At 70.4% G+C, this 8,021-nt stretch carries 5 protein-coding genes and 1 pseudogene; 3 read left to right on the forward strand and 3 right to left on the reverse strand.

All coding sequences use genetic code 11. The features are described 5' to 3' along the window. The first annotated feature begins 110 nt into the window (after window positions 1-110). Together JNW89_RS20670 and JNW89_RS20680 are read left to right on the forward strand one after the other, a co-directional pair. Window positions 111-1,608: pseudogene (locus tag JNW89_RS20670) on the forward strand (ISL3 family transposase). A gap of 1,519 nt (window positions 1,609-3,127) precedes the next feature. Next, a complete protein-coding gene (locus JNW89_RS20680; protein ID WP_238450155.1) occupies window positions 3,128-3,853 on the forward strand; it encodes a transposase in 726 nt (241 codons plus the stop codon). Window positions 3,854-3,964: 111 nt separating this feature from the next. Here the strand turns inward: JNW89_RS20680 and add are convergent, their stop codons facing one another. The 3 genes from add to JNW89_RS20695 are packed head-to-tail and all read right to left on the reverse strand — an operon-like array spanning window position 3,965 to window position 6,764. After that, a complete protein-coding gene (gene add, locus JNW89_RS20685) occupies window positions 3,965-4,930 on the reverse strand; it encodes an adenosine deaminase (RefSeq protein WP_238450156.1) in 966 nt (321 codons plus the stop codon). Further along, entirely contained in the window at window positions 4,927-5,886 is a 960-nt protein-coding gene (locus JNW89_RS20690) for a nucleoside hydrolase (RefSeq protein WP_255541044.1), read from the reverse strand. The genes add and JNW89_RS20690 overlap by 4 nt, the downstream gene beginning before the upstream one ends. Then, window positions 5,883-6,764, reverse strand: a complete 882-nt coding sequence (locus tag JNW89_RS20695; RefSeq protein WP_238450158.1) for a PfkB family carbohydrate kinase — start codon at window positions 6,762-6,764, stop codon at window positions 5,883-5,885. The genes JNW89_RS20690 and JNW89_RS20695 overlap by 4 nt, the downstream gene beginning before the upstream one ends. A 98-nt stretch (window positions 6,765-6,862) precedes the next feature. Here JNW89_RS20695 and JNW89_RS20700 point away from each other — a divergent pair, with 98 nt between their 5' ends. Then, the gene (locus JNW89_RS20700) at window positions 6,863-7,861 is read left to right on the forward strand and encodes a LacI family DNA-binding transcriptional regulator (RefSeq protein ID WP_255541045.1); all 999 of its coding nucleotides are present in this window, start codon (window positions 6,863-6,865) and stop codon (window positions 7,859-7,861) included. Window positions 7,862-8,021: the final 160 nt, after the last annotated feature.

The following is an 8,021-nucleotide window of genomic DNA, read 5'->3' on the forward strand; positions in this document are numbered from 1 at the left end:
GGGTCTGTCAAACGAACGGCTCTGGCGCAGAAACGGTGGTGACCCTGTCCTCTGTGGCCGGACGCGGTGCGGAAGGCTGACGCCGGTGTGACCTCGACCTGATCAAGACCTTGTTTCCTGAGCTGTCCGCGCTGGTCATCGACGAGTTGGTTGATCAGGGGCTGTTCTTGCGGGTGCGGGCCCGGACGCCGGAGACGGCGGTGCCATGCCCGCAGTGCGGCCAGCCGGCTGGGCGGGTGCACGCCGATCACGAGCGGCGACTGGCCGACCTTCCCGTCGGTGGCCGTGGCGTGATCATTGACCTGCGGGTCCGGCGGTCGCTCTGCCCGACTCCGTCCTGCCCGCGGCGCACGTTCCGGGAGCAGGTACCAGCGCTGGCGCGCCGGTGGGCACGCCGGACCCGCCAGTTGACCGGGTTGATCGGTGACCTGGCGGTGGTCGTGGCCGGTCGTGCCGGGTCGGCCATGCTGTCCCGGTTGGGTGTGCGGGTCTCGCGGTCCACGGTGCTGCGCGTGCTGATGTCCATGCCCACCCCGGCGGGGCCGGTCTCGACCGTGATCAGCGTGGATGACTTCGCGCTGCGCCGGGGCCGCCGGTACGCGACCTTGCTGATCGACGCGGTCACCCACCGCCGGATCGACGTGCTTCCTGATCGGAAGGCATCCACCCTGGCCGCGTGGCTGCGCGAACATCCGCAGGTGGAGGTGGTCTGCCGCGACGGGTCGGCCGTGTATGCCGAGGCCATCCGCGATGGTGCGCCGCAGGCGGTGCAGGTCAGCGACCGGTGGCATCTGTGGCACAACCTGGCCAAGGCGGTCGAGAAGACCGTGGCCGCGCACAGCCGCTGCTGGCACGGCAGGTCCAGCCCGCCCGGACCGGCCTCTGGACGAGCGCACTCGCGAGCGGCACGCGGCCGTTCATGCCCTGCTTGAGCAGGGCGTCGGGCTGCTGGAATGCGCCCGCCGGCTCGGCTGGGCATTGAACACCGTGAAACGGTACGCCCGCGCCGCGACCGCCGACCAGCTGCAGCGTCCGCCGCGCTACCGCGAGACGCTGGTCGACCCGTTCCGGGACCACCTGCGGCGCCGACGCGCCGAAGACCCCAAGGTTCCGGTGACCCGGCTGCTGGCCGAGATCCGCGAACTTGGCTACACCGGCAGCGCGAACCTGCTGGTGCGCTACCTCAACCAGGGCCGCGCCGACGCCGAACGCACCCCACCGTCCCCGCGCCGGCTGGTTTCTTGGCTGATGACCAAACCGCAGAACCTCCCCGCCCACCACCGCAGCCACCTGCACGACCTGCTCGCGGCCTGCCCGCACCTGACCGTGCTGGCCCAGCGGGTCGGCGAGTTCGCCAGGCTGCTCACCGGCCGCCGCGGCAAGGACCTCGACGCCTGGATGACCGCCGTCGACGCCGACGACCTGCCCGCCCTGCACGGCTTCGTCCACGGCCTCCGGATGGATCTGCCCGCCGTCGTGGCCGGGTTGACCCTGCCCTACAGCAACGGACCGATGGAAGGCACGAACACAAAGGTCAAGTTCCTGAAGCGGCAGATGTACGGCCGAGCCGGCTTCGCCCTCCTACGACAGCGAATCCTGCTCGCGTAGGCCACGCGTAGGCCGGGTCACCGCGGCCACCGTTTCTGCGCCAGAGCCGTTCGTCTTACAGTCCCTTCCACCTTGCCCGGGTCGAATGGCTGGCCGGTCATCCGGCGAGCGCCTACCGCTGGTATGCCGAGGCTCGGGCTCTGGCGCGCTCGATGCAGCACGCCGTGGTGCCGCAGCTTGCGACTGGCGGCCTCGTAGCAAGCGCAGCCCTGTACGACGACACCGACGAAGCCGCCAAGATCTTCGCCAGCAGGGGACAGTATCAGCCGAGTGGGTTTCTGGCGGGGGAGGAACTGCTAGGAGAGGCATGGTTGCTCGCGGCCCGTGGACACCTTCACCACGCCAGGGCCACCTTGCTCACCGCTGCGAGTCGCGCCCGTGTTGCAGGTCACCATACGTCGGAGTCGCTACTTCTGACGGACGTAGCTCGGTTGGGGGCAGCCGATAAGGTGCTACCCCGACTTAACCAGCTTGCCGACCGCTGCGACGGGGCGTTCGTCGCCACACGCGCTCGGCTGGTTCGCGCGCTGGTTACCAACCAACCGGGTCAGCTGCAAGAGGTCGTAGACCAACTTGAGGGCATTGGGGCCGACCTCCTGGCCGCAGAGGCGGCTACTGTATCGGCTGCAGCCTGGCGACGCTTAGGACACCGTGAGCGTGCAGCTGCGGCAACAAGACAGGCCGCTGCCTGCGGTGCTCGCTGCGAGGGCGCTCGCACACCGTTGCTGAGGACGATCGAGCCGGTTACTGAACTGACCGCCCGAGAGCGTGAAATCGCCCTACTGGCCGCACGTGGCGGAGCATCAGCTCGAGCACAGCAGCAGCTGAACTCGGCGCCGCTCGGATCGACCAGCTGTCGACCTGCCGGTGAAACCTCGCTGTGGCAGGCATGGACACACGGCGCCGGATCGACGGACGCGCTGACCCCATTGGCTCCTGCCTCGAGCGGCCGGTCGCCAGTGGCGATTCACTAGCGGCTGCCTTCCGAGCGAGGACGGCGGAGGCGAAACTCCGGCCAGCCCGGCCAGGAGCAAGCCAACAGACCCAGCGCCTGAGGAGCAGCACCGCGCTGTCCGCGCACAGGTCGAACACGCCCTGGCCAGGATGAAGACCTGGAAGATCGTGCGCGACTACCGCCGCGCCGCCCACATTGGCCGACGCCGCTTCCGGCATCGCCAACCTGCACAACATCGCCCTGGCAGGCTGACCACCAGTCCGTTGCCCGGCAACGCCTTCACTAAGTTACGAGACGTCCTTTACGACCTCGTGCATGGTTGTGGGTGCCTGGTGGGATGATCTTCCAGTGGTTAGGTCCACTGTGGTGTCTCGTCGTCGGGTGACGGGCTTGTCCGTCGAGGTCATTGCCGAGCTCGTGGCCGAGTTGGGTCCGGTGTGGCAGGACCGGCAGCAGGCCCGGTTGACCGCTCGGACCCGGCGGCGGGCGGTGGGTGCCGGTGCCCGCTAACGGCTGGTCTTCGTCGACCGGCTGCTGGCCACCCTGGTCTGCCTGCGCCACGGCGTGACCCACGATGTGCTGGCGGCGTGGTTCGGGGTGGACCGCTCCACGATCACCCGGGCGGTGGGCGAGATCCGACCGCTGCTGGCCGAGCGGGGCTGCCGGGTGCCAGGCGGCGTGCGGCTGCCTACCCTGGCCGACGTCGTCGCCTACCTGGATCATGTGCGGGCGGCGGCGCTGATGGACGCCACCGAGATCCGCGTCCGGCGTCCCCGCGCCGGCCGGGCCGGACGACAGCGGTTCGTGTCCGGAAAGTCGCGCACCAACGCGATCAAGACCCTGGTCCTCAGCGACACGCAGGGCCGGCTGTTGTTCTGCGGCGCCACCGTGCCCGGCAGCACCGCCGACATCACCCAAGCTCGCCAGGCCGGCCTGACGCACTGGCTGGCCCACACCGCCGGGGTGCGCATCCTCGCCGACGCCGGCTATCAGGGCCTGGGCGCCCAAACCGGCGGCCAGGTGATCACCCCGACGCTGCGGCATCACAAGAAAGCCCTGGAACGCCTGCCCGGCATCGCCGAACTACGCACAGCCCAGCGCCGCGAGCACGCCCGCCGCCGGGTACGCGTCGAGCACGCCATCGCCCACCTGAAGAACTGGCGCAGCTTGACCCGCCACCTCGGGCGCCGCGACAGCCTCGACACCACCATCCGCGCCGTCGCCGGCCTACTGTCCGACCACCAACACACCGACCGCGGCAAACCCATCGCCGCCATCACCGCCATGTGACCTGCCCCAGCCGAGGACAACTCCCACGCCCCGGACAACCATGCACGAGGTCGTTAGGCAACAGTGCACCGGGAACGCCTCGAGGTCGAACCTCCCGTGCCGGTTCACGCCCTACCGATCCGGCGAGTTCGGACCGCCGGCGAATGCCCCGTGGGCTGCGTTGTCCTGGCACAGACGTTCCTGCTCGGCGGTCCAGCCAAAGCCGGCAGCCAGGGCTGCGAATTCAGCGTCCAGCGTGGTGTCGGCGGTTGTGCGGGCGTCGGTGCTGACGGTGACCCGCAGGCCGGCACGCAGCAGTCGGTCTGCGGGGTGCGCGGCGAGATTCGGCACCGCCCGGGTCAGCACGTTGCACCGGGGACAGGTTTCGAGAGTGATCTCATCGCGGTGCAGGCGATCAAGTAGTGCCCGATCGCTGACGCTGCGCACGCCGTGGCCGATGCGGCGGGCACCGAGTATGTCTAGGGCTTCCCACACGCTGTCGGGTCCTACCGCCTCGCCCGCATGCACGGTGACCGGCAGTCCGGCCGCGTGAGCGAGGTCGAAGGCCTCTCGGTGCGCGGTGCCGGAGAAGCGTTCGTCGCCGGCGAGGTCGAGCCCGGCCACGACGTCGCGGCGGCGCACGGCGGTGTCCGCGACCGCTAGGCTGACCTCGCGGTGCTGGTGACGCAGACAGCACAACAGCAGGCCAGTGCGCACTCCGCTGGCCGCAGCACCGTCGGCCAGTCCGGCGGCGACTGCGGTTACGGCGTCATCGAGGCTCATGCCGGCGCGGGTGTGGAGTTGCGGTGCGAAGCGAACCTCGCCGTAGACGACATGGTCGCGATGCCAGTCGGCGACGAGTTCGGCGGCCGCGCGACGCAGCGCCTGGGGGGTCTGTAGCACGTCCAGGGCGACGTCGATGTAGGGCAGGAAGTTGTGCAGGCTGCCGACGTCGGCGGGGGCGACCGCAAGCTGCCGGACGGGTGCGGGCATGTCTAGGCGTTGCTCGGCAGCGAGGGCCGCGATCGTGTCGGGGCGCACCGAGGCGTCGAGGTGGCAGTGCAGCTCGTAGCGGGGAACACTCTCGGTGGCCTTCATGCGTCGGCCTCCGCGGTGGCGCCACAGGCATTCAGCAGCATTCGCTCAAAGCCGGCTGTGTCGACGCGCCGGATGAGGGTGACGTTGAGAGCGTTGGCGGTGCGACGACGGTCGATGAGGAGCTGCCCGCGGGCCTCGTCGCCGAGCGCGACCCGCACCTGCGCAGCCTCCGTGTGTCGAGCTAGGCCCGGGTCGAGCGCCACGGCCATAGCGAGGGGGTCGGGCAGGTCGTAGCCGGGCAGGCCAGTGACGTCGGTGGCCCAGGTGTTAACCGCCTGGTTGATTCGGCCTACGAAGGTGGCTGTGGCGGTGCCAAGATCGTGCAGCCGCCGCTGGCGCTGGGGCGTCATGACGGCGTCGCGACGGGAGGCGTCCCAGCCGATCCAGGTGACCTTGTCTGGGGTGGCGGCGTCGAGCACGATGGCGGCGGCTTCGGGGTCGGCCCACACGTTGTACTCGGCCGTCGCGGTGATGTTGCCGTGCCCGTCGGCGGCGCCAGCCATGCAGTAGGTGTGCCGGAAGCGGCGCAGCAGGTGCCGGTCGCGCAGCAGCGCGGCGGCGATGTTGGTCAGCGGCCCGAGGGTGACCAGCGTCAGCTGGGGCCCACGGGTGTGGGCGAGGCGTAGCAGCACGTCGACGGCGTGTCCGGCGCTTGGCGCGCCAATGGGACTGGGGGGTGCGGCCCCGCTCATCCCGTCGGAGCCGTGGACGTGCTGGGCGGTCTGCAGCGTTCGCAGCAGCGGCCGGTCGCAGCCCTCGTGCACCGGCACCGTGCCGGCGCCGGCAAGTTCCAAGGTGATCAGGGCGTTGTGGGTGGCCTGGGGCAGGGGGACGTTGCCGGCCACGGTGGTGACCGCCTCGATCGTTGCTTCGGCCGCGCGGGCGGCCAGCAGCAGGGCCACTGCGTCATCGCTTCCGGTGTCCGTGTCGATGAGCAGCTGCAGGGGTGGGTTCATGAGGTGAGATCCTTTCGACGGGCCAGGGCACCACGGGCGCCGGGGGCGCTCACGGCGACTGCGGCGGCGGCGACTGCGGTGTGTAAGGCGGCTAACAGATCAGCGCCGCTGGCGAGGTCGGCGGCCAATGCGCCGCAGAAGGCATCGCCAGCGCCGGTCGTATCCACAACGTGCGCCGACGCCGCGGGCACCGTCCACACCCCGTCGGGGGTCACGATCAGCGCCCCCCGCGCGCCGCGGGTAACCACGGTGGGCACCAGTCGGCGCTGCAGCCAACCGATCGCCTCCTCGGGGTCGCGGGCCCCGGCGACTTGCGCCGCTTCGACTTCGTTGACGACAAGCACCACCGGTGCGGTGCTGTCCCAGGCGCCCAGGGGGCGGGCCGGGGCCAGGTTGTACACCATCTGCGCCCTGACCTCGGCGCACAGCCGCGCAGCCGCCTCGACGCACCTCTCGCCGACCTCCGCGCTGACGAGCACCACGTCGGTGGCGTCGAGCGCGAGCGCCCGCAGCGCCGCACTCACGTGTCCGAAAGTGAGCGACCTGTTCGCGCCGGGCGCGACGACGATGGCGTTCTCGCCGCGGTCGTCGACCAGCACTGTCGCCTGGCCTGTCACCGCGTCTGGCACGGTATACACACCCTCGACGTGGACGCCGCAGCCACGCAGGTCGCTCACTGCGGCCGCGCCGTCGGCGTCGGCACCCACGGCGGCGATCAGCCACGTGTCGGCACCGAGCCGGGCGGCAGCTGCCGCCTGGTTACCGCCCTTGCCGCCGTAACCGACATTGGTCGTCGTGGTAAGCACCGTCTCCCCGGGACGCGGCAGCGTCGGACAGCGCAGCACCCGGTCCACGTTCACCGAGCCGACGACGATCACCCGACTCCCCACAAGCACTCCGTTCTAAACGATTAGAACTATTGTGAGGACCCACTGTGCCATAGTCAAGAGCCCAAGGCAGCGGAAGGGGGGAGGCGATGCCAGGACCGACGATCCGCGACGTCGCGGCACGCGCGGGTACCTCAACTGCGGTGGTCAGCTACGTGCTCAACGACGGGCCCCGGCCGGTCGCCGCCGCGACCCGTGAGCGCGTCATGGCCGCAGTCGCCGAACTCGGCTACCGCCGCAACAACCTCGGACGGGCACTGCGCGCCAACCGCACAGGCACCCTCGGGCTCGTCGTGCCCGATCTAGCCAAGCCCTTCTTCGCCGAGCTGGCCCGCGCCATCGAGGACGCCGCCTTCGCCCACGGACGGCGGCTCCTAATCGGCAGTACGCACTTCGACGCAGACCGCGAGCACGAGCAGATCCAAGCGTTGCTCGACGCCCGCGTCGACGCGATGCTCGTGGTGCCCGCGCACGATCCCACGCCCGCCGTCGAAGTTCTACGCGCCGCCGGCATTCCGTACTCCCTCGTACACCACACCCACCCCACCGCCCCCGGCGTCGCTGGCCGCGACTTCGACGCCGGCCGGCAGGCCACTCGTCACCTGATCGAGCACGGCCACCAGCACATCGCGGTGCTCGGAGCGGCCTCCGGCGAAGGCCCGGTCAGCCACCGCAGCCGCGGCGCCCTGGCCACGCTGGCCGAGCGCCGGCGACCGACAACAGGGCCGCTGGTGCTGCATTGTCCGTTTTCTGAGCTACGCGACGACGCTTACCGCGCCACCCGGACGCTGCTCGCCGAACATCCCTCCGTCACCGCCCTCTGCGCGACCACCGACGAGCACGCCCTCGGGGCCCTACGCGCCGCCACCGAGGCCGGCCGACGCGTAGGCGACGACCTTGCTCTAGTCAGCATCGACGGCACCGAGCTCGGCGCCTACCTCGCTCCGTCGCTGACCACCCTCGCCGTGCCGTTCGCGGCGCTGGGCGCCGACGCCGTCGACCACGTCCTGAAACCGTCCCCGGCCGCCCATATCCGGCGGCACCGTCTGAGCCTCGTCCTTCGCCGCAGCTGCGGATGCCGTCCCTGACGCCGCCAAAGGTAACTAAGAGGGCATCTGATCCGTGTAGCGGTTGATTCATGTTCGGCCGTGGCGTCGGTCGCTTCGGCTCGTTGATCACGCGTGGGTGTGCAGCGGCGTGGGTATCGGTCGGACTTGTCGGATGAGCGGGTGGGCGTTGATCGAGCCG

This window comes from Micromonospora sp. 4G55, assembly GCF_016803375.1.